Source organism: Pseudomonas sp. SF2, assembly GCF_036858055.1.
Lineage (GTDB): Bacteria > Pseudomonadota > Gammaproteobacteria > Pseudomonadales > Pseudomonadaceae > Aquipseudomonas.
Window position 1 is genome coordinate 76,419 of the sequence record NZ_JAMBDI010000026.1, and the last position, 19,757, is coordinate 96,175.

Here is a 19,757-nt window from a genome sequence, read left to right on the forward strand (position 1 = left end):
GGTATTCCGATGGCACCACGCTGGGCATATGCTTGCCCGTCAGAGGCATGACCTTGCCGCCTGCGGCAATGACCACCACTGTCGGCAGCCCCTTGATCGGAGCGCAGTTGCTGGGCATCAGGGAGAGCATCCATGAGTCAGGAAACCCGGCCGGTACCCGCCGGCTTCAGTGAGCAGCAGTTGCATACGCTGTTCGATTTGATCAGCGATGGTATCTGGGACTGGAATGCCAATACCGGCTACGTCTATCGCAACCCGGGCTGGTACGCCATGCTCGGCTACCCCAGCCACTCCATGGCCAACTCGGTGCTCACCTGGGAAAGCGTGATCCACCCGGAGGACTACCCGCGGGTAATGGCGCATTTCGAGGCGTACATCAATCAGCGCAATGAGCACTACCTGATCGAATACCGCTGTCGTTGCCACGATGGCAGCTACCTGTGGATCGAGGACAGCGGCTACATCATTGCCCATAACGAGGACGGCTCGGTGGCGCGCATGCTCGGTGCCCACCGCAATATCGACGCCAACAAGCGCCTGGTGGCGCAGCTGGAACAGAGAAACCAGTCCCTGGAAAGCCAGGTGGCCGAGCGCACCCGCGAGCTGTCCTGGGTGAACCAGCAGTTGCAGCGGCAACTGGACGAAAACCGCGAGCTGGCCGAGCGCGATGCGTTGACCCGCACTGCCAACCGCTATCGGTTGGAGAAGGCGCTGCAGCTGGAGTGCGAGCGTGCCCAGCGCTTCCGCCAGCCGTTGTCGCTGATAGCCATGGACCTGGACGACTTCAAACCGATCAACGACCGCTATGGCCATGCCCGTGGCGATGCGGCGCTGGTACGGGTGGTCGACAACCTGCATACCTGCCTGCGTGAGCTGGACCTGTTGGCGCGCTGGGGTGGTGACGAGTTCATCATCGTACTGCCGCAGACCTCGCTGGGTGAGGCGCTGGAGGTGGCAGCGCGCTTGCGCCAGGCGATGGCGCAGGTGGAGCCGGTGGGCGACTGCCGGTTGACCATGAGCTATGGCGTGGTGCAATGGGAGGAAGGGGAGGACCGGCATGCGCTGCTGGCGCGTGCCGACAAGGCGCTGTACCGGGCCAAGGGGAACGGCAAGAACGCGATAGCCCAATAGATCGCGATCATTGTGGGAGCGGGCGCGCCCGCGAACACCGTGTTGGGGGCTTCGCGGGCATGCCCGCTCCCACAGAGACCGCGGTGGTTTCAGGTTTTGTGTTGGACCGCCGTAAGGGCTGAATGAAAAAAGACCCGCGGCGCCTTGGGCGCAGCGGGCCAAATCGGCCTCGGCCGCTTCAGTGTCAGATATGCAGGGCGTGCCCAAGGGCGCGCAGTGCTGCTTCCTGTACCGCTTCACCCAGTGTCGGGTGGGCATGGATGGTGCCGGCCACATCCTCCAGGCAGGCGCCCATCTCCAGCGACTGGGCAAACGCCGTCGACAACTCGGAAACCGCTACGCCAACCGCCTGCCAACCCAGGATCAGGTGGTTGTCACGGCGCGCCACCACTCGCACGAAACCGCTTTTCGATTCCAGGCTCATGGCCCGGCCATTGGCGGCGAACGGGAACTGCGCGACGATGCAGTCCAGCCCTTGCTGGCTGGCTTGCTCCGGGGTCTTGCCGACCACTACCACTTCCGGGTCGGTGAAACACACCGCGGCAATTGCGCTGGGTTCGAAACGGCGTGCCTTGCCGGCGATGATCTCCGCGACCATTTCGCCCTGGGCCATGGCCCGGTGCGCCAGCATCGGTTCACCGGCCACGTCGCCGATGGCCCAGACGTTGCGCATGCTGGTCTGGCAGCGCTCGTCGATGGCGACGGCAGCGCCGTTCATCTTCAGGTCCAGGCACTCCAGGTTGAAACCTTGTGTGCGCGGCCGGCGGCCAACGGCCACCAGTACCTGGTCGGCTTCCAGGCGCAGTTGCCCGCCCTGGCCATCACGGGCCAGCAGGTAGCCGCCTTCGTAACCCTCGACGCTATGGCCCAGGTGCAGGGCGATACCCAGCTTCTTCAGCGATTCGGCCACCGGGGCGGTCAGCTCGCTGTCGTAGGTCGGCAGGATGCGCTCGCGCGCTTCCACCACGCTGACCCGCGCACCCAGCTTGCGGTAGGCGATGCCCAGCTCCAGGCCGATATAGCCGCCGCCCACCACCACCAGGTGCTGCGGCAGGGCTTTCGGCGCCAGGGCTTCGGTCGAGGAAATGATCGGCCCGCCCAGGGGCAGCATCGGCAGTTCGACACTGCTGGAGCCAGTGGCCAGCAACAGGTGCTCGCACTGGATACGCTGGCCATCGACCTCGACCTGCTTGCCGTCGAGCACCTTCGCCCAGCCATGGATCACCTTGACCCCGTGCTTTTTCAGCAGGGCGGCAACGCCAGTGGTCAGGCGGTCGACGATGCCGTCCTTCCAGGCCACGCTCTGGCCGATGTCCAGGCGCGGCGAAGCGACGCTGATGCCCAGCTCCGACGGCCCGGCAAAGCGCGAGGTCTGGTGAAACTGCTCGGCCACGTGGATCAGCGCCTTGGACGGGATGCAGCCGATGTTCAGGCAGGTACCGCCCAGTGCCTGGCCTTCCACCAGCACGGTGGGGATGCCCAGTTGCCCGGCGCGGATGGCAGCCACGTAGCCGCCAGGGCCGCCGCCGATGATCAACAGGGTAGTCTGGATAGTCTGTTGCATGCTCACTCCACGAACAGGCAGGCGGGTTGTTCGAGCAGGCCGCGCACGGCCTGGATGAACAGCGCGGCGTCCATGCCATCGACCACGCGGTGGTCGAACGAGCTGGACAGGTTCATCATCTTGCGCACCACGATCTGGCCGTCGATCACCACAGGCCGCTCGACCATGCGGTTGACGCCGACAATCGCCACTTCCGGGGTGTTGACCACCGGCGTGCTGACGATACCGCCCAGGGCACCCAGGCTGGTCAGGGTGATGGTCGAACCGGACAGCTCATCGCGGCTGGCCTTGTTGTTGCGGGCAGCGTTGGCCAGGCGGGCGATTTCGCCAGCATTGCTCCACAGGCTGCCTGCTTCGGCATGGCGCAGCACCGGCACCATCAGGCCGTTGTCACCTTGGGTGGCGATGCCCACATGCACCGCGCCATGGCGGGTGATGACCTGGGCTTCGTCGTCATAGGTGGCGTTGATCTGCGGGAAGTCGCGCAGCGCCACGACCAGTGCGCGCACCAGGAACGGCAGCAGGGTCAGCTTGCCGCGGCTGTCGCCGTGCTTGCTGTTGAGTTGCTGGCGCAGGGCCTCCAGCGCGGTGACGTCGATTTCTTCCACATAGCTGAAGTGCGCGACCCGGCGCTTGGCGTCCTGCATGCGCTGGGCGATCTTGCGGCGCAGGCCGATCACCGGCACCTGCTCGCTGTCGGTGCGCTTGGCATAGCCACTCGATGCTTGCCCGCCAGCGCTCTGCGGCTTGCTCATGAAGGCGTCGAGGTCTTCGTGGAGGATACGCCCGGCCGGGCCGCTACCATGCACGTAACGCAGTTCGATGCCGGCATCCAGGGCACGCTTGCGCACCGCCGGCGAGGCCAGCGGTTTGTCGCCCGGCTGGCGCGGCACGATCGGGGCTGCCTCGTGATTGACAGGCGCCTGGCACGCAGCCGGTCTGGCTTCCTTCTGCGGCTCTGGCTTGGTGGCCGCCGGGGCGGCAGGGGCTTCCACCTGCTTGGCTTGCGGTACATCCACGTGGTTGCCGCTGCCTTCCACTTCGATACGGATCAGCTCGCTGCCGACCGCCATCACTTCACCCGGCTGGCCACCCAGGGCCAGCACCTTGCCGCTGACCGGCGAAGGGATTTCCACGGTGGCCTTGTCGGTCATGACATCGGCCACCACCTGGTCTTCGGCGATCATGTCGCCGACCTTGACGAACCACTCGACCAACTCGACCTGCGCGATGCCTTCGCCAATGTCCGGCATCTTGATGACGTGCGTGCCCATTCAGACCTCCATGACCTTTTTCAATGCCGCACCTACCCGCGAAGGCCCTGGGAAGTAAGCCCATTCCTGTGCGTGAGGGTAGGGGGTGTCCCAGCCGGTGACGCGCTCGATCGGCGCCTCCAGGTGGTGGAAGCAGTGTTCCTGCACCAGTGACACCAGTTCGGCGCCGAAGCCGCAGGTACGGGTGGCTTCGTGTACCACCACGCAGCGGCCGGTCTTTTTCACCGACTCGACGATGGTGTCCAGGTCTAGCGGCCATAGGCTGCGCAGGTCGATCACTTCGGCGTCGACACCGGTTTCTTCGGCAGCCACCTGGGCCACGTACACCGTGGTGCCGTAGGTCAGCACGGTGACGTCATTGCCGGGGCGGGTAATGGCTGCCTTGTCCAGCGGCACGCTGTAGTAGCCATCGGGCACGGCGCTTTGCGGGTGCTTCGACCAGGGGGTGACAGGGCGGTCGTGGTGGCCGTCGAACGGGCCGTTGTACAGGCGCTTGGGTTCGAGGAAGATCACCGGGTCATCGCATTCGATCGAGGCGATCAGCAGGCCCTTGGCGTCATACGGGTTGGACGGCATGACAGTGCGCAGGCCGCACACCTGGGTGAACATCGCTTCCGGGCTCTGGCTGTGAGTCTGGCCGCCATAGATCCCGCCGCCGCAGGGCATGCGCAGGGTCAGCGGGGCGATGAATTCGCCGGCCGAACGGTAACGCAGGCGCGCCATCTCGGAAACGATCTGGTCGGAGGCCGGGTAGAAGTAGTCGGCAAACTGGATTTCCACCACCGGGCGCAGGCCGTAGGCCCCCATGCCCACGGCGGTGCCGACGATGCCGCTCTCGGAGATCGGCGCGTCGAACACGCGAGACTTGCCGTACTTGTTCTGCAGGCCTTCGGTGCAGCGGAACACGCCGCCAAAGTAACCGACGTCCTGGCCGTAGATCACCACATTGTCGTCGCGCTCGAGCATGACATCCATGGCCGAGCGCAGGGCCTGGATCATGGTCATGGTAGTGGTGGCCATGGCGGTTTCCGGGTTGATGCTGTTGTTGTGGTCGTTCATCTCAAACCCCCAGTTCCTGGCGTTGACGGCGCAGGTGGTCAGGCATTTCCTTGTACACGTCCTCGAACATCGAGGCGGCACTCGGGATGTGACCGTTGGCCAGGGTGCCGTACTGCTCGGCTTCCTTCTGCGCGGCGATCACCGCGGCTTCGAGCTCGGCAGTGGTGGCCTGGTGTTCTTCTTCGGACCAGTGGCCGATCTTGATCAGGTGCTGCTTCAGGCGGGCGATCGGGTCGCCCAGCGGGAAGTGGCTCCAGTCATCGGCCGGGCGGTACTTGGACGGGTCGTCCGAGGTCGAGTGCGGGCCGGCACGGTAGGTGACCCACTCGATCAGGCATGGGCCCAGGCCGCGACGGGCGCGTTCGGCGGCCCAGCGCGAGGCCGCGTACACAGCGACGAAGTCGTTGCCGTCAACCCGCAGCGAGGCGATGCCGCAACCCACGCCACGGCCGGCGAAGGTGGTCGACTCGCCACCGGCGATGGCCTGGAAGGTGGAGATCGCCCACTGGTTGTTGACCACGTTGAGGATCACCGGAGCGCGGTACACGTGGGCGAAGGTGAGGGCGGTGTGGAAGTCCGACTCGGCAGTGGCGCCGTCGCCGATCCACGCGGAGGCGATCTTGGTATCGCCCTTGATCGCCGAGGCCATGGCCCAGCCGACCGCCTGCACGAACTGGGTCGCCAGGTTGCCGCTGATGGTGAAGAAACCGGCCTCGCGCACCGAATACATGATCGGCAGCTGGCGGCCCTTGAGCGGGTCGCGCTCGTTGGACAGCAGCTGGCAGATCATCTCGACCAGCGACACGTCGCGGGCCATCAGGATGCTTTGCTGGCGGTAGGTGGGGAAGCACATGTCGGTGCGGTTCAGCGCCAGGGCCTGGCCGCTGCCGATGGCTTCTTCACCCAGGCTCTGCATGTAGAAGGACATCTTCTTCTGGCGCTGGGCGACCACCATGCGGCTGTCGAAAATCCGCGTCTTGAGCATGGCGCGCATGCCTTGGCGGAGAACTTGCGGGTCGATGTCTTCGGCCCATGGGCCTTGCGCGTTGCCTTGCTCGTCGAGCACGCGGACCAGGCTGTAGGCCAGGTCGGCGGTGTCGGCAGCATCGACGTCGACAGGGGGCTTGCGGGTTTGACCTGCATCGTTCAGGCGCAGGTAGGAGAAATCGGTCTGGCAGCCTGGCCGGCCGGTAGGCTCGGGCACATGCAAACGCAGGGGGGCGTACTCGTTCATGCTTTTTACGCTCGCTCGGGTATTTGTTTTTGTGAGCTCTGAAGCGGCCGCCGCTGAGTACCGGCTTGTGACTGGTAGGTCAGCGTCCCCTACATCTTAGTGGCCCGGCAGGAGAATTTTTCTCTCAAGTTGATTGCCTTTGCCGAGCGGGGCAGATAAACATTCCGTATAAACACAAAAAACCGGTGATTTTGTCTCATGCGCAAACTCGATCGTACCGATATCGGCATTCTCAACAGCCTGCAGGAAAATGCCCGCATCACCAACGCCGAGCTGGCCCGCTCGGTGAACCTGTCACCCACGCCCTGTTTCAACCGGGTGCGGGCCATGGAAGAACTGGGGGTGATCCGCCAGCAGGTGACTTTGCTGTCGCCCGAGGCGTTGGGGCTGGATGTGAACGTGTTCATCCATGTAAGCCTGGAAAAACAGGTGGAGCAGTCGTTGCACCGCTTCGAGGAAGAAATTGCCGAACGGCCCGAGGTGATGGAGTGCTATTTGATGACCGGCGACCCGGATTACCTGCTGCGGGTGTTGTTGCCGAGCATCCAGGCGCTGGAGCGTTTTCTCGATTACCTGACGCGGTTGCCGGGGGTGGCCAACATACGTTCGAGTTTTGCCCTCAAGCAGGTTCGCTACAAGACCGCCTTGCCACTGCCGGCCAATGGCATGACCTTGCGGGAATAGCTGTCTCCTGTGCCGGCCTCTTCGCGGGCTCGCCCGCTCCCACAGCGGTACCACTGCCCTCAAGGCCAGCGCGGTCCCTGTAGGAGCGGGCATGCCCGCGAAGAGAGCCACGCGGTATCGAGAGTGCTGCTTGATATTTTAAACACCCCCAGCCTATGTTGTTGTCAGCCGACCACAACAAGGACAAGCGTCATGAACACCGGGCACCTGCAGGGCATCGATGAAATCGAATGCGTCACTCCCGACCTCAACGGCGTCCCGCGCGGCAAGGTGATGACCGCCGAAGGCTTCCGCGAAGGCCGCCGCCTGCAGATGGCCCGGGGTGTGCTGCTGCAATGCATCATGGGCGGCTACCCGCCGGCTAAGTTCTACGGCAGCGACGACGGCGACCTGGCGCTGGTGCCTGACTCCGGCCAGGTCCACCGCCTGCCCTGGAGCGACGACGGCCGTGCCCTGGCGATCTGCGATGCCAACGAACTGGATGGCCGGCCTTCGGCATTGTCCACCCGGGGGCAGCTCAAAGCCGTGATCGCCCGCTATGCGGCGCTGGGCCTGGCGCCAGTGGTGGCGACCGAGTTGGAGTTCTTTGTCTTTGCTCCGAATACCGACCCGCAACAGCCGTTCCAGCCGCCCGTGGGCATCGACGGCCGCCGCGAGCTGGGCCATTCGGCGTTCAGTGTCAGCTCCAACAACGGCCTGCGCCCGTTCTTCAAGGAGGTGTACCGGTGCATGGTCGCGCTCGGCTTGCCGCGCGACACCTTCATGCACGAAATGGGCACCAGCCAGTTCGAGATCAATCTGCTGCACGGCGACCCGTTGCTGCTGGCCGACCAGACCTTGCTGTTCAAGCACCTGCTCAAGGAAGTGGCGCTCAAGCACGGCCTGACCGTGGTGTGCATGGCCAAACCGCTGGCACGCACGCCCGGCAGCTCCATGCACATTCACCAGAGCCTGGTGGAGGTGGGCAGCGGGCGTAATGTGTTCAGCGATGAGCAAGGTTTGCCGACCGAGACCTTCCACCATTTCATTGGCGGCCTGCAGGTGTGCATGGCCGACTTCACTGCGCTGTTCGCGCCCAATGTCAACTCCTACCAGCGGCTGTGCCACCCCTATGCCTCGCCGAACAATGCCTGCTGGTCCGAGGACAACCGTGCCGCAGGCCTGCGCATCCCGGCCAGCGCACCGGTGGCGCGGCGGGTCGAGAACCGCCTGCCCGGCGCCGACGCCAACCCGTACCTGGCCATCGCGGCCAGCCTGGCCGCCGGGCTGCACGGCATCGAGCAGCGCCTGCAGCCGTCGCCGGCCATCCAGGGTGAGTTCGAAGTGCCGGAGCACCTGAGCCTGCCGTGCACCCTGCATGCCGCACTGGAGCGGTTAAAGCGTAGCGCGCTGGCGCGGGAGCTGTTCGGCAGCGAGTTCATCGACGGCTATGTCGCCAGCAAGACCCTGGAGCTGAGTGATTTCTTCGACGAGATCACGCCGTGGGAGCGTCGGGTACTGGCGGCACAGGCCTGATCGCGACACGACCGACACCGGATACGCCCCCGCTGCACCAAATCGCTAGCGGGGGCCTGCGCCGGGCGTTTTTTCCCCTTATGCTTCTAGCACCCCGCCACCTGAACAGGGAGCTTTACGGGACCTATGCGAAATATATGGAAGCCGTTTCAGTCGTTGTATTTCGCCGCGCTGATGATGTTGATCGGCTCGGGCCTGCTCAGTACCTACCTGGCCCTGCGCCTGGCTGCCGACCATGTCGACAGCCTGTGGGTAGGTGCGTTGATGGCAGCCAACTACTTTGGCCTGGCGGTCGGCGGCAAGGTAGGCCACCGGTTGATTGGTCGGGTCGGGCACATACGCGCCTATGCCACCTGCGCCGGTATCGTCGGTGCGGCGGTGCTCGGCCATGGCCTGACCAGCTGGTTGCCGGCCTGGGTCGGGCTGCGGATGATCGTCGGCCTGGGGATGATGTGCCAGTACATGGTCATCGAGAGCTGGCTAAACGAGCAGGCCGATGTGAAGCACCGCGGCGCGGTGTTCAGCGGCTACATGATCGCCTCGTACCTGGGCTTGGTGCTCGGCCAGCTGATTCTGGTGGTGCACCCTCAGCTTGGCCTGGAGCTGCTGATGCTGGTGGCCATGTGTTTCACCCTGTGCCTGGTACCGGTCGCCATGACCCGGCGCATTCACCCGGCGCCGTTGCGCCCGGCACCAATGGAGCCGAAGTTCTTCATCAAGCGCGTGCCGCAGTCGCTCAGCACGGTGCTGGGCTCGGGGCTGATCGTCGGCTCGTTCTATGGCCTGGCGCCGTTGTACGCCGCCGGCCAGGGCATGACTACCGAGCAGGTCGGCCTGTTCATGGGTAGCTGCATTTTTGCCGGCCTGCTGGTGCAGTGGCCGCTGGGCTGGTTGTCCGACCGCTACGACCGGGCAGTGCTGATCCGCAGCGTGGCGGTAGGCCTGGCGCTGGCCTCGGCGCCGCTGGCGATACTGCCCAGCGTGCCTCTGGAGTTGCTGTTCGGCATAGGCTTTGTGATTTCGTTGCTGCAGTTCTGCCTGTACCCGCTGGCGGTGGCGTTTTCCAACGACCATGTGGAAAGCGAGCGACGGGTGTCGCTGACCGCGATGCTGCTGGTGACCTACGGCGTCGGCGCGTGCATCGGGCCGCTGGCCGCAGGCGTGCTGATGAAGGTGCTGGGCCCGCAGATGCTGTATGCCTTCTTCGTGTTCTTTGCCCTGGTGCTGGTGTGGCGCATTCGGCCGAAGGCGGTCACCGGGCTGCACCAGGTGCAGGATGCGCCGTTGGGCCACGTGGCCATGCCGGCGGCCGGTTCGCCGTTGTCGGCGGCGCTGGACCCACGGGTGGATGAGCAGACGGTGCAGGACATGATGCAGGCTCCGGTGGCGGCCGAAGATACCGAGGCGGAAGAGAAGGGGGCTGATAAGGCGCCTGAGCCGGAGGGTGAGGTAAGCAAATCGGTGTAAGCCTGTACCAGCCTCTTCGCGGGTAAACCCGCTCCCACAGGGGGTAACACCAACTCTGGGGGGCAGCGCATTACCTGTGGGAGCGGGTTCACCCGCGAAAGGGCCAGCACAGGAAAAGCACAAATGAAAACGCCACCTTGGCAGGTGGCGTTTTTGCATTCGGCCGACGATCATCGCTCGTTTTTGTCGAACCGCAGCTGTCAGGTGGCGCGGATGTCGCGCAGTTTGAAGCGTATCTTCTTCTTCTGAGCTTCCTTGTTCACGCTCACATAGTTGGCAAATGTAGAACTGACGGTCGCTCTTTTGCCGATTTCACCAGACGGAGAGACGGAGTCGTGCCTGTATGATTCTATCGACATCGCCTGGCCATACCTGTCCAGCAAATGAAACTCCACATTCTCCAAGGTTTTCAAATCGCCGTCCCATTCGCTCAGAGTCCGTATTCGCCAGCGTGGATCCGGGCCACGGGAGTTGGCCGCTGTCACATAATCCACAAGCCTGCCGACGACACCCAGCCCGTAAAGGCCCACCCACCCGGTAGTACTTGTCTGGACCAATGCGCCGGTATAGGCCCAACCCTCTGCAGCGCTGATGTGGTAGGACTTATCCCCGTCATGTTCACCTTGCAAGGTGAACGTAAACCTCATGGGCGAGAATTGGTCATGATTACTCGGGCATAGCCAGCCGTCCAGGCGTGGATTCAGGGTGGAGTCAACGACCCCGATAGTGCCTCGATCGGAACCCAGTTCTGCGGTGAAACTGTTAGCGTTCATGAAGCCTCCTGCTCAAAGGGCACCCGGTAGTGAGTGCGAGCAGGTACGATCGGCGCAGGGCTGTGCTCAAGGCAGCGGGAAGGTTTGCAGCGTGAGGGTAATGCGGTCAAAGGGAATGGGCGTTGCAATGACGCCCATCCACGGCAGGATCAGTAGTCGTCTTTGTCGAACCGCCGCGCTTCACGCTGCAGCTGGTACACAAAGCTCTCGACCTTGCGTTGCGCCTGCCCGGTGAGGTTATGGAAGCGCACGCCGGCAAAGGTGGTATTGATCCGCTCTTCATAGTGCAGGTGGCGCAGCTCGACCATGGTGTCGACCAGGCCCAGCGGGTTGCCCGCCTTGAAACGCTCGTACACCTGGCCCAGTTGCAGGCGATCCTCGACATTGCCTTCGAAGCGCAGTTTGCAGCCGGTGGCGGAGATGTCCAGCAGCTTGCCACGCAGGGCGCCGTTACCCTTGAGGTGGGCGCCATCGAGGATGATATCGACCAGCTGTGACAGCTTCAGCGCGGCGCGGAAGGCGTTGCGGCGCTGGTGGTAGGTCATCTCCTGGGGCATGGCGCCGCGGTAGCAGCGGTGGCCGTCGACTTCACTGATCTTCAACTCCTGGTTGCAGTCCCAGGCGATGCGTACGCCATCGTGGAAGCCTTCGACGCGGAAGTGTTCGCCGTTCTCGATGAATTTCTCACCGTCGCGCGGGATCATCTCGTCCAGCGCCAGGGTGTTGCTTTCACGGTCCACGTGCACCACGTAGCTCTGGAAACGCTGGCTGCGGTCATGGAAGGTGATGATCAGGGGGTCGTGGCTTTCCTGCAGCTGCCGCAAGTTGGCCGCAATCTCCAAAGGGGTGTTCAGCACCTTTGGCGGCTGCGGGGCATCGGATTCATTGAACACGGCTTATCGTTCTCCAGGCAAAAGCGACACACGCAATTAACGGCATTTTGCCAGTATGTTCCGTGCCTTGATAGAAAAAATCACACTTGGCTGAGGGCCCGTGGCTTGGCCAGCGGCGAGGTGCTGCCGCGGCTGTCGTAGAGCGACGGAGAATCGCCGCCCATGAGGATGCGGATCTGGTTGTTGGTGACGTGTTGCTGCACCTGGATGATCCGGCCATTGGTCTGATTGACCTGCTGGCAGCTGTCCATCAGTTGCGACAGCATGTCGAGCCGTTGCAGCATCGCTTCGCCATGGGGCGATTGCGCGGCCACCGCCTGCACACCGGCCCGATCGGCACTCAGGCCCAGGCTGCCGAGCAACTGGCTGCGGCGCTGGCCGTGCTGCTCGAGCAAGATGATCAACGACTGCTTGCGCGCCAGGATCTGCTCCAGCAGCGGCATGTCGCGGCCATGCAGGGCTATCGCTTCTTTTTGCAGAAGGTCCAGCAGTTCCTGCATCGGGGCAATGTCATCTTCGATCAGTTGCAGCAAGGTGGTGTCGTGCATGGCTAACTCTTGGCTTTTCTGGCGTCCGTGAAGTCAGCGCGCCGAACGGTCAGCGCTGGGCTTCGAAATCGAGCAGTTTGCTGGCGACCCGGCCGGCATCGACCTGGTAGCTGCCGTCGGCGATTGCCTGTTTCAACTGGGCCACACGGGCACTGTTGACCACCGGCTCGTCGCGCAGCTTGTCGCTGATCTTCTGCAACTGCTGGGCCTCTTGGCTGAGGTGTACCGCTTCTCCGCTGGCGCTGGTGGCGGTTGCCGCTTCCTGGCTGGCTGCCGGTTTTTCGGCGCTGCCGGGCGCGGTGTTGCCGCGCACGCCGCCCGTGACGGACGGAGAGTTATTCAAACGACTGAAGTCGATGACCATGATCAGAAACCTCTGGGTATTTGGACGCTTGCCTTGTTTTCGGCCAACCCGAAAGAAACTTTAGGCACAAATGCATAGCCGCCTGTCAGCAAGCTCGCGAACCCGTTTTCTGACACAGTTTAGGAAAAGCGGTTCCTTACCGCCAGCGCAAATCCGTGGGCTGGCTACATACTGACCTCGACCTGGCCGGGGCCGGTCACCCTGGCCTTGACCACCCGTTTGGAATTGAGGTTGCGCACCCGGATCTGCTCGCTCAGGCCACCCTTGCTCAGGGCTTCGCCTGGCATGCGCACGCTCAGGCTGCCACTGCGGGCGATGATCACCACGTGGTCGCCCTTGCGTACCACCTCGGCCTGTTCCAGGTGTTGCGGGGTGAGGACCTGGTCGATCACCGTGGGGCGCAGCATCTTCATGCCCACCGCCTGATCCAGTTCGGTCAGGAAACCTTGGCCCAGGGTGCCGACATCGCGCTCGCGCAGGGCCACGTCGCCTTCGCCCACCACGTTGTCGCGCTTGAGCGGGCGGGTCACCACCACCACGTCGCGGAACAGCCGCACGGTGGCCGGCACGAACACGGTCCACGGTGCCGAGCCTTCGCAGCGCACCTTTACCGTGACGCGGCCCAGCGGCTGGGCCGGGCTTTCCAGCGAGGCGTCCAGTTGCTGGCTGCACAGCGGCATGCGCAGGCGCGGGTCCAGCGGGTTGACCTGGATTTCGTAGCGGCCGGCGGTCTGGGTGGTGGCCAGGTAATCTTCAACGCTGAATTCAAGAAACCCTTGGGTGACACCGATAAGCTGTTCAGGCAAGGTAAACGCGTCCGCTACTGTGCGAACGCCGGGCAGCAACAGGCACAGCATCGCCAGCGAGCCAGTCAGCAGGCGTGTCAATCGTCGGGAAAATGTCGTTTTCGTGTACATGGCGCTCAAAAAAGCAAAGCCCGTGCCGACTCTCTACCTGAGTTGCAACGAAAGGCTGAAACATAAAGGAGTCTGGCATGGCAGGAGTGATGGATTCGGTCAACCAGCGCACGCAGCTGGTGGGGCAGAATCGCCTGGAATTGCTGCTGTTCCGCCTCAATGGTGAACAGCTATACGGCATCAACGTATTCAAGGTCAGGGAAGTGCTGCAATGCCCTGCGCTGACCCTGCTGCCCAAGGCGCACCCGGTGGTGCGTGGTGTCGCCAATATTCGCGGGGCGACCATCCCGATCCTCGACTTGTCGATGGCCACCGGGTTGCGGTCGCTGCAGGAAGACACGCGCAACAGCTTCGTGATCATCACCGAGTACAACACCAAGACCCAGGGCTTCCTGGTGCACTCGGTGGAGCGCATCGTCAACATGAACTGGGAAGAGATCCATCCGCCACCCAAGGGCACCGGCCGCGACCACTACCTGACCGCGGTCACCCGGGTGGATAACCGCATGGTCGAAATCATCGACGTGGAGAAGGTGCTGGCCGAAGTGGCGCCGTCGTCCGAGTCGGTGTCGGACGGGGTGATCGATGCCGAGGTGCAGGACAAGGCCGTGCTGCTGCGGGTGCTTACCGTCGACGATTCGTCGGTGGCGCGCAAGCAGGTCAGTCGCTGCCTGCAGACCGTGGGGGTCGAGGTGGTGGCGCTCAACGACGGCCGCCAGGCCCTGAACTACCTGCGCCAGCTGGTGGATGAGGGCAAGAAGCCGGAAGAAGAGTTCCTGATGATGATCTCGGACATTGAAATGCCGGAAATGGATGGCTATACGCTAACGGCAGAGATCCGCAGCGATCCGCGCATGCAAAAATTGCACATCTGCCTGCATACTTCGCTTTCCGGGGTGTTCAACCAGGCAATGGTCAAGAAGGTCGGTGCCGATGACTTCCTGGCCAAGTTCAAACCGGACGACCTGGCCCAGCGGGTGGTCGACCGGATCAAGGCAACGCATTGACGCGGCCGGGGGCAGGCCCCCGGCACCAGTGATTGAAAAGAGGCGGCAGTAGTGTCTACGGGTAATTTGGATTTCGAACAGTTCCGGGTATTCCTGGAGAAAGCCTGTGGCATCCTGCTGGGCGAGAATAAGCAGTACCTGGTTTCCAGCCGTCTCAACAAGCTGATGGAGCAACAGGGCATCAAGAGCCTGGGCGAGCTGGTGCAGCGCATCCAGGTCCAGCCGCGTGGCGGCTTGCGCGAGCAGGTGGTCGATGCCATGACCACCAACGAGACCCTGTGGTTTCGTGATACCTACCCGTTCGAGGTGCTGAAGAACAAGGTCATCCCCGAGTTCATCCGCAACAACCCCGGCCAGCGCCTGCGCATGTGGTCGGCGGCCTGTTCGTCGGGGCAGGAGCCGTATTCCATCTCGATGGCCATCGACGAGTTCGAGCGCAGCAACCTCGGCCAGTTGAAGATGGGGGCGCAGATCGTTGCCACCGACCTGTCCGGCACCATGCTGACCAACTGCAAGACCGGCGAATACGACAGCCTGGCGATTGCCCGCGGTTTGTCCCAGGAGCGCCTGCAGCGTTACTTCGACACCAAGGGGCCGGGGCGCTGGGCGGTCAAGCCGGCGATTCGCAGTCGCGTCGAGTTCCGCGCCTTCAACCTGCTCGACAGCTACGCCAGTCTGGGCAAGTTCGATGTGGTGTTCTGCCGCAACGTGCTGATCTACTTCTCGGCGCAGGTGAAGAAGGACATCCTGTTGCGCATTCACAGTACCTTGAAGCCAGGTGGGTATCTGTTCCTCGGGGCTTCCGAGGCGCTGAACGGGCTGCCGGACCATTACCAGATGGTGCAGTGCAGCCCGGGGATCATCTACCAGGCCAAGTAACCAAGAGGGCCGGCAGCGAAAGTTGCCGGCCTTTTTGTTTGTCTGTGCCGGCCTCTTCGCGGGCATGCCCGCTCCCACAGGAACCATGCAAACCTCAGGGTCGCACTCTACCTGTGGGAGCGGGCGCGCCCGCGAAGAGGCCGGCTCAGGCAAAATGCTGACGTCAATTTTTTGTTTTGCCGCTTTTGCCGCCCGGCAATTGCCGCTTTCGCCGCCCAAGGCGGAAGGCCTTTGCCGCTTTTCTGGCATCACTATGACAGCACTGCGCTCTGCAGGCCCGTATTTCCGGGCTTTTCGTTGGTTGGCATAGCCCTTGCTACACCTTGCCCAACGATATTCCGGTCAACCTCCGAAGGTTTCCCCGACATGAGCATCAGCTTCGACAAGGCGCTTGGTATCCACGAAAAGGCCCTGGGCTTCCGCGCCCAGCGCGCCGAAGTGCTGGCCAACAACATCGCCAACGCCGACACGCCCAACTACAAGGCGCGTGACATGGACTTCGCCTCGGTGCTCGCCGCCGAAAGCGACAAGCAGCAGAGCGGTGGCCGCTTCAGCCTCGAACGTACCAACAGCCGTCATATCGAGGCCGAGGGCCTGGCCATGGCCGACGATACCCTCAAGTACCGCACGCCAACGCAGCCGTCGATCGACCAGAACACCGTGGACGCGCAGATCGAGCAATCGAACTACACCGAAAACGCCGTCGGCTTCCAGGCCAGCTTCACCTTGCTCAACAGTAAATTCAAAGGGCTGGTTTCGGCCCTGCGGGGAGAATGACCATGTCCCTTTCCAGTGTCTTCAACATTGCCGGTAGCGGCATGAGTGCGCAGAACACGCGCCTGAACACCGTTGCTTCGAACATCGCCAACGCCGAGACCGTGTCCTCGAGCATCGACCAGACCTACCGCGCGCGCCACCCGGTGTTCGCCACCACCTTCCAGGACGCGCAGGCCGGCAGCAGCCAGTCGCTGTTCGAGGACCAGGGCGAGGCAGGGCAGGGCGTGCAGGTAAAAGGCATCGTCGAGGACCAGAGCACCCTGGAGGCCCGTTACGAGCCCAACCACCCGGCGGCGAACAAGGACGGCTACGTCTACTACCCGAACGTCAACGTGGTCGAGGAAATGGCTGACATGATCTCTGCCAGCCGCGCGTTCCAGACCAATGCCGAGCTGATGAACACGGCCAAGAGCATGATGCAGAAAGTTCTGACCCTGGGGCAGTGATAGGAAGCCAACATGACCACCACCAATTCCACAACCGAGGTCGGCAGCGCGTACCTGACCTCGCTGCAGAAGCAGACGTCGAAAACCGACAGCAGCACCGGCGCTGCCGGCAGCGCCCTGGGCAAGGATGCATTCCTGCAGCTGCTGGTTACCCAGATGAAGAACCAGAACCCGCTCGATCCGCAGGAAAACGGCGAGTTCGTGGCACAGCTGGCGCAGTTCAGCAGCCTCGAAAGCATGCAGTCGCTGAATGATTCGGTGACCTATATCGCGGCGGGGCTGCAGTCATCCCAGGCCCTGCAGGCGTCGTCGCTGGTCGGGCGCAATGTCATTGTCGAGACCAACAAGGCTGTGGTCGACACCAGCAAGGACATGAAAGGCACTGTCAACCTGACGTCGTCCAGCACTGCCACCTCGGTTGGTATCTACGACAAGGACGACAAACTGGTGCGCACCATCGACCTGGGTACGCAGAAAGCCGGCAAGATCGACTTTACCTGGGATGGCCTGAATGACGACGGCGAAGCCGTGGCGGCAGGTACCTATACCTTCAAGGCCACCGCTTCGATCGACGGCAAGGCCACCACCATGACCACCAACCTGCCGGCCTCGGTCACCAGTGTGACCATGGGTACCAACGGTTCGGAGATGACGCTCAACCTAGCTGGGCTGGGCAGTGTTGCGCTTTCCAAAATCCAAAGCATCGGCATCTAGGGCCTGAGCAAAACGACAGGAGTTACACATGTCTTTCAATATCGGCCTTAGCGGCCTCTATGCAGCAAACAAGGCCCTGAACGTAACTGGCAACAACATTGCCAACGTTGCCACCACCGGCTTCAAGTCGTCGCGTGCCGAGTTCGCCGACCAGTACTCCAACTCCGTGCGCGGCACCAGTGCCGGCAAGAACGTGGTGGGTACTGGCGTGAAGACTGCTGCCGTGTCGCAGATGTTCACCCCGGGCAACATCAATGGCACCGGCCAGGCGCTGGACATGGCCATCGATGGCAACGGCTTCTTCGTGATGAACGACAACGGCTCGAAGATCTACACCCGTGCCGGTGCGTTCTACAGCGACAAGGACGGTTACGTGGTCAGCTCGTCGGGCGCCAACCTGCAAGGTTATGCCGTGGATGCCAACGGCAAGATCATCCAGGGCGTGCTGACCAACCTGCAGATCGATACCTCGAACCTGACGCCGAACCCGACCGGAAAAATCTCCGAGAATGTCAACCTGAACTCCAGTGCTACCGCACCGGCCATTACGCCGTTCGATCCTGCCAATACCGGCAGCTACAACTACACGTTCAACACCGATGTGTACGACAGCCAGGGTAACGCGCACCAGTTGAACCAGTACTTCGTCAAGGATGCCGCCAGCAATTCCTGGACCATGTACACCACCATCGACGGTCGCAACCCCGCCGACCCGACCTCGACCACGCCACTGGCCAACAAGCTGCCGTTCAAGTCCGACGGCACCCTTGATACTGCTGCGATGACTGCAGGCCCGGTAGCCGGTGGCATGACCATCGCCGCCGACAAGACCTTCACCCTCGACAACTGGATTCCGGCACAGAAGAACGCTGCCGGCGTATGGAGCCCGAACGGCGCCACTGCCAACCTGGCCGGGGTGAACCTGGACATGCTCGGCACCACTCAGTACAACGCAGCAAGCGCCACCACCGCCAAGAGCCAGGATGGCTTCGCTACCGGCGAGTTGTCGGGTCTGACCATCGATCAAAGCGGCAACATGTTCGCCAACTTCACCAACGGCCAGGACAAGGTCATCGGCCAGGTGGCCATCGCCAACTTCGCCAACCTGCAGGGCCTGACCCCGGTTGGCGGTACCAGCTGGAAAGAGTCCTACGCCTCGGGCGTACCGGTGATCGGCGCCCCGGACACCGGCACCCTGGGCCAGATCACTGGCGGTGCGCTGGAAGATTCCAACGTCGACCTGACCGGCGAGCTGGTCAACCTGATCAAGGCGCAGAGCAACTACCAGGCCAACGCCAAGACCATCTCCACCGAAAGCACCATCATGCAGACCATCATCCAGATGACCTGATGGTTATTGGGGCCGCAAAGCGGCCCCAAATTCTCGAGGTCTCAACGCATGAAACGGCTAATGCTCACAGCCCTGCTGGCCATGGCCCTGCCACTCGCGGCCGCTCCCGCCCCGTTCTACCAATGGCAAAGCCTGGCTACCGGTCGCTACATGTGCTCGGCCAGCAGCCCGGGCGAAGGCTGGGTGCGCCATTCCGGCCCCTACAACAACGCCGCTTGCCGCACCTTCTGAGCAAACCCTTGCCGCAGACGGCAAACATCCGCCGACAAACTGACGTTTATTGCCTCTCACCACGCTGAAACCCCTGTAAACAAGGGCTTTCAGACTTGGTTCGATTATTGCTTTGAACCTGCGCAGTGACAGCGCGGCAGCTACGCGCAGAGGAGATACTGTGGACAAGTTGCTTTATGTGGCCATGACCGGTGCCAGCCAGAACGCGCTGGCGCAGAAGGCCCACGCCAACAACCTGGCGAACATTTCCACCAACGGTTTCCAGCGTGACCTGGAGCAGGCGCGCTCGATGCCGGTGTTCGGCGACAGCTTTCCGTCGCGCGCCTTTGCCATGACCGAGCGCCCGGCCACCGACTTCAGCGAAGGCCCGCTGGTCGAGACCGGTCGCGACCTGGACGTCGCGGTGACCGGCAAGGGCTTCATTGCCGTGCAGGCGCCAGATGGCAGCGAAGCCTACGTGCGTACCGGCAGCCTGAACATCGACGCCCTTGGCGTGCTGCGTGCCGGCAACGGCATGCCGGTGATCGGCAACGGTGGCCCGATCGCCATTCCACCGGAGCAGAAGGTGGAAGTGGGGGCCGACGGCACCATCAGCATTCGCTCCATGGGTGAAGACCCGCGGGTAATGGCCGAGGTCGACCGCATCAAGCTGGTCAATCCGGACACCAAAGGCCTGACCAAGGGCCTGGATGGCCTGATCCATACCCGCGACGGCCAGCCGGCCGCCGCCGACGTCAATGTCCGGGTGGTGTCGGGCTTCCTGGAAGGCAGCAACGTCAATGCCGTCGAGGAAATGACCTCGGTGCTGGCGCTGTCCCGCCAGTTCGAACTGCACGTCAAGATGATGAACACGGCCAAGGAAGGCGACGAAGCCATGGCTCGGGTTTTGCAAATCGGCTAATCACTTTTGAACGGGTGCCGTAAAACAG

The 19,757-nt window shown here is 62.9% G+C and carries 21 protein-coding genes; 12 read left to right on the forward strand and 9 right to left on the reverse strand.

All coding sequences use genetic code 11. The features are described 5' to 3' along the window. Positions 1 to 132: 132 nt before the first annotated feature. Positions 133 to 1,131, forward strand: a complete 999-nt coding sequence (locus M2S36_RS16800) for a sensor domain-containing diguanylate cyclase (protein ID WP_233687566.1) — start codon at positions 133 to 135, stop codon at positions 1,129 to 1,131. Positions 1,132 to 1,315: 184 nt separating this feature from the next. Here the strand turns inward: M2S36_RS16800 and lpdA are convergent, their stop codons facing one another. From lpdA to M2S36_RS16820, 4 genes are read right to left on the reverse strand one after another with little or no spacing between them, the layout of a single operon-like run. Next, a complete protein-coding gene (gene lpdA / locus M2S36_RS16805) occupies positions 1,316 to 2,695 on the reverse strand; it encodes a dihydrolipoyl dehydrogenase (RefSeq protein WP_063912873.1) in 1,380 nt (459 codons plus the stop codon). Between the two features lie 2 nt (positions 2,696 to 2,697). Continuing rightward, positions 2,698 to 3,969 carry a dihydrolipoamide acetyltransferase family protein gene (locus M2S36_RS16810; RefSeq protein ID WP_063912872.1) on the reverse strand — a complete coding sequence of 424 codons (1,272 nt, stop codon included), beginning with the start codon at positions 3,967 to 3,969 and terminating at the stop codon, positions 2,698 to 2,700. Further along, positions 3,970 to 5,028, reverse strand: a complete 1,059-nt coding sequence (locus M2S36_RS16815; RefSeq protein ID WP_013973637.1) for an alpha-ketoacid dehydrogenase subunit beta — start codon at positions 5,026 to 5,028, stop codon at positions 3,970 to 3,972. Between the two features lies 1 nt (position 5,029). After that, positions 5,030 to 6,262 carry a 3-methyl-2-oxobutanoate dehydrogenase (2-methylpropanoyl-transferring) subunit alpha gene (locus M2S36_RS16820; RefSeq protein ID WP_233687567.1) on the reverse strand — a complete coding sequence of 411 codons (1,233 nt, stop codon included), beginning with the start codon at positions 6,260 to 6,262 and terminating at the stop codon, positions 5,030 to 5,032. A gap of 198 nt (positions 6,263 to 6,460) precedes the next feature. Between M2S36_RS16820 and bkdR the strand changes: the two genes are divergently transcribed. The 3 genes from bkdR to M2S36_RS16835 all read left to right on the forward strand — a co-directional run bounded on the left by bkdR (position 6,461) and on the right by M2S36_RS16835 (position 9,928). Beyond that, positions 6,461 to 6,946 (forward strand): Bkd operon transcriptional regulator BkdR, encoded by a 486-nt coding sequence (bkdR, locus tag M2S36_RS16825; RefSeq protein WP_012273540.1) that lies wholly within the window; start codon positions 6,461 to 6,463, stop codon positions 6,944 to 6,946. Positions 6,947 to 7,219: 273 nt separating this feature from the next. Continuing rightward, the gene (locus M2S36_RS16830) at positions 7,220 to 8,461 is read left to right on the forward strand and encodes a glutamine synthetase family protein (RefSeq protein WP_333957487.1); all 1,242 of its coding nucleotides are present in this window, start codon (positions 7,220 to 7,222) and stop codon (positions 8,459 to 8,461) included. Positions 8,462 to 8,587: 126 nt separating this feature from the next. After that, positions 8,588 to 9,928, forward strand: coding sequence for an MFS transporter (locus M2S36_RS16835; RefSeq protein WP_063912867.1), 1,341 nt, complete (start codon positions 8,588 to 8,590; stop codon positions 9,926 to 9,928). A 200-nt stretch (positions 9,929 to 10,128) separates the two neighbouring features. Here the strand turns inward: M2S36_RS16835 and M2S36_RS16840 are convergent, their stop codons facing one another. From M2S36_RS16840 to flgA, 5 genes are all read right to left on the reverse strand, one after another. Then, positions 10,129 to 10,701 carry a hypothetical protein gene (locus M2S36_RS16840; protein ID WP_333957483.1) on the reverse strand — a complete coding sequence of 191 codons (573 nt, stop codon included), beginning with the start codon at positions 10,699 to 10,701 and terminating at the stop codon, positions 10,129 to 10,131. Between the two features lie 149 nt (positions 10,702 to 10,850). Then, positions 10,851 to 11,594: a flagellar brake protein gene (locus M2S36_RS16845; RefSeq protein ID WP_207829625.1), complete on the reverse strand. Its 744-nt coding sequence runs from the start codon at positions 11,592 to 11,594 to the stop codon at positions 10,851 to 10,853. 80 nt (positions 11,595 to 11,674) lie between these two features. Next, positions 11,675 to 12,142 (reverse strand): flagella synthesis protein FlgN, encoded by a 468-nt coding sequence (locus M2S36_RS16850; RefSeq protein WP_207829627.1) that lies wholly within the window; start codon positions 12,140 to 12,142, stop codon positions 11,675 to 11,677. A gap of 49 nt (positions 12,143 to 12,191) precedes the next feature. Continuing rightward, on the reverse strand, positions 12,192 to 12,506 hold the full coding sequence (gene flgM, locus M2S36_RS16855) for a flagellar biosynthesis anti-sigma factor FlgM (protein WP_063912863.1): 315 nt from the start codon (positions 12,504 to 12,506) through the stop codon (positions 12,192 to 12,194). 164 nt (positions 12,507 to 12,670) lie between these two features. Next, the gene (gene flgA / locus M2S36_RS16860) at positions 12,671 to 13,423 is read right to left on the reverse strand and encodes a flagellar basal body P-ring formation chaperone FlgA (RefSeq protein ID WP_207829642.1); all 753 of its coding nucleotides are present in this window, start codon (positions 13,421 to 13,423) and stop codon (positions 12,671 to 12,673) included. A gap of 77 nt (positions 13,424 to 13,500) precedes the next feature. On the opposite strand from flgA, the gene M2S36_RS16865 reads away from it, so the two are divergent. The 8 genes from M2S36_RS16865 (at position 13,501) to flgF (ending at position 19,729) form a co-directional block, all read left to right on the forward strand. After that, complete coding sequence (locus M2S36_RS16865; protein WP_207829652.1) at positions 13,501 to 14,430, forward strand: chemotaxis protein CheV; 930 nt, start codon at positions 13,501 to 13,503, stop codon at positions 14,428 to 14,430. 51 nt (positions 14,431 to 14,481) lie between these two features. Then, on the forward strand, positions 14,482 to 15,309 hold the full coding sequence (gene cheR / locus M2S36_RS16870) for a protein-glutamate O-methyltransferase CheR (RefSeq protein WP_233687569.1): 828 nt from the start codon (positions 14,482 to 14,484) through the stop codon (positions 15,307 to 15,309). 366 nt (positions 15,310 to 15,675) lie between these two features. Next, complete coding sequence (gene flgB, locus M2S36_RS16875; RefSeq protein WP_063912859.1) at positions 15,676 to 16,086, forward strand: flagellar basal body rod protein FlgB; 411 nt, start codon at positions 15,676 to 15,678, stop codon at positions 16,084 to 16,086. A gap of 2 nt (positions 16,087 to 16,088) precedes the next feature. Further along, complete coding sequence (gene flgC / locus M2S36_RS16880) at positions 16,089 to 16,532, forward strand: flagellar basal body rod protein FlgC (protein ID WP_024087485.1); 444 nt, start codon at positions 16,089 to 16,091, stop codon at positions 16,530 to 16,532. 12 nt (positions 16,533 to 16,544) lie between these two features. Further along, positions 16,545 to 17,246: a flagellar hook assembly protein FlgD gene (gene flgD, locus M2S36_RS16885; protein ID WP_207829660.1), complete on the forward strand. Its 702-nt coding sequence runs from the start codon at positions 16,545 to 16,547 to the stop codon at positions 17,244 to 17,246. Between the two features lie 28 nt (positions 17,247 to 17,274). Further along, positions 17,275 to 18,597 carry a flagellar hook protein FlgE gene (gene flgE / locus M2S36_RS16890; RefSeq protein ID WP_207829663.1) on the forward strand — a complete coding sequence of 441 codons (1,323 nt, stop codon included), beginning with the start codon at positions 17,275 to 17,277 and terminating at the stop codon, positions 18,595 to 18,597. 60 nt (positions 18,598 to 18,657) lie between these two features. After that, entirely contained in the window at positions 18,658 to 18,828 is a 171-nt protein-coding gene (locus M2S36_RS16895; RefSeq protein WP_371106056.1) for a hypothetical protein, read from the forward strand. Positions 18,829 to 18,988: 160 nt separating this feature from the next. Next, a complete protein-coding gene (gene flgF, locus M2S36_RS16900; protein WP_233687571.1) occupies positions 18,989 to 19,729 on the forward strand; it encodes a flagellar basal-body rod protein FlgF in 741 nt (246 codons plus the stop codon). Positions 19,730 to 19,757: the final 28 nt, after the last annotated feature.

Coding starts and splice junctions, on each gene's coding strand:
- lpdA (WP_063912873.1), bottom strand. CDS start 2,695: ATGCAACAGACTATCCAGACTACCCTGTTGATCATCGGCGGCGGCCCT.
- bkdR (WP_012273540.1), top strand. CDS start 6,461: ATGCGCAAACTCGATCGTACCGATATCGGCATTCTCAACAGCCTGCAG.
- M2S36_RS16830 (WP_333957487.1), top strand. CDS start 7,220: ATGACCGCCGAAGGCTTCCGCGAAGGCCGCCGCCTGCAGATGGCCCGG.
- flgA (WP_207829642.1), bottom strand. CDS start 13,423: ATGTACACGAAAACGACATTTTCCCGACGATTGACACGCCTGCTGACT.
- M2S36_RS16800 (WP_233687566.1), top strand. CDS start 133: ATGAGTCAGGAAACCCGGCCGGTACCCGCCGGCTTCAGTGAGCAGCAG.
- flgM (WP_063912863.1), bottom strand. CDS start 12,506: ATGGTCATCGACTTCAGTCGTTTGAATAACTCTCCGTCCGTCACGGGC.
- M2S36_RS16840 (WP_333957483.1), bottom strand. CDS start 10,701: ATGAACGCTAACAGTTTCACCGCAGAACTGGGTTCCGATCGAGGCACT.
- flgD (WP_207829660.1), top strand. CDS start 16,545: ATGACCACCACCAATTCCACAACCGAGGTCGGCAGCGCGTACCTGACC.
- flgE (WP_207829663.1), top strand. CDS start 17,275: ATGTCTTTCAATATCGGCCTTAGCGGCCTCTATGCAGCAAACAAGGCC.
- M2S36_RS16810 (WP_063912872.1), bottom strand. CDS start 3,969: ATGGGCACGCACGTCATCAAGATGCCGGACATTGGCGAAGGCATCGCG.
- M2S36_RS16815 (WP_013973637.1), bottom strand. CDS start 5,028: ATGAACGACCACAACAACAGCATCAACCCGGAAACCGCCATGGCCACC.
- M2S36_RS16850 (WP_207829627.1), bottom strand. CDS start 12,142: ATGCACGACACCACCTTGCTGCAACTGATCGAAGATGACATTGCCCCG.
- flgB (WP_063912859.1), top strand. CDS start 15,676: ATGAGCATCAGCTTCGACAAGGCGCTTGGTATCCACGAAAAGGCCCTG.
- flgC (WP_024087485.1), top strand. CDS start 16,089: ATGTCCCTTTCCAGTGTCTTCAACATTGCCGGTAGCGGCATGAGTGCG.
- M2S36_RS16835 (WP_063912867.1), top strand. CDS start 8,588: ATGCGAAATATATGGAAGCCGTTTCAGTCGTTGTATTTCGCCGCGCTG.
- M2S36_RS16865 (WP_207829652.1), top strand. CDS start 13,501: ATGGCAGGAGTGATGGATTCGGTCAACCAGCGCACGCAGCTGGTGGGG.
- M2S36_RS16895 (WP_371106056.1), top strand. CDS start 18,658: ATGCTCACAGCCCTGCTGGCCATGGCCCTGCCACTCGCGGCCGCTCCC.
- M2S36_RS16820 (WP_233687567.1), bottom strand. CDS start 6,262: ATGAACGAGTACGCCCCCCTGCGTTTGCATGTGCCCGAGCCTACCGGC.